The sequence below is a fragment of the Dyella sp. ASV21 genome (assembly GCF_016428975.1).
Classification (GTDB): Bacteria; Pseudomonadota; Gammaproteobacteria; order Xanthomonadales; family Rhodanobacteraceae; genus Dyella.
In genome coordinates this window covers 1-445 of sequence record NZ_JAELTT010000177.1, presented here as the reverse complement: position 1 = coordinate 445, position 445 = coordinate 1, and the positions used below count along the sequence as shown (strand labels likewise).

Here is a 445-nt window from a genome sequence, read left to right as displayed (position 1 = left end):
GGTTGAATGTGGGTGAGGCGCGCGTACGGCGGCTGTGGCGTTCGCTTGGCTTGAACATTCCGCGACGTCGGCCCAAGCGGCGGCGTAGCGGCAGCGACATTCGCCTGCCCGGCGCGGTGCGACCCAATGCGGTATGGAGCTACGACTTCGTCCATGACCAAATGGTCGATGGGCGTAGCCTGAAGCTGTTGTGCGTGATCGACGAATACACCCGCGAATGCTTGGCCATTGAGGTCGGCGCCAGCCTGCGGGCGCAGGACGTGATTCTGACCTTGTCGCGGCTAATGCGCCTGTATGGTAAGCCGTCTTTCGTGCGGTCGGACAACGGCGCTGAATTCACTGCGACCAAGGTGATGCGCTGGTTGCGCGACGCCGCCATCGGACCCGCCTTCATTGCGCCGGGTAGCCCGTGGCAGAACGGCTTCGTCGAGAGTTTCAACGGCAA

General features: G+C 63.1%; 1 protein-coding gene. It reads left to right on the top strand.

Annotation, left to right across the window (positions count from 1 at the left end; all coding sequences use genetic code 11):
- Window positions 1-445: DDE-type integrase/transposase/recombinase (locus JHD67_RS21470; RefSeq protein WP_199101170.1), on the top strand; the 445-nt coding region annotated here is incomplete at both ends.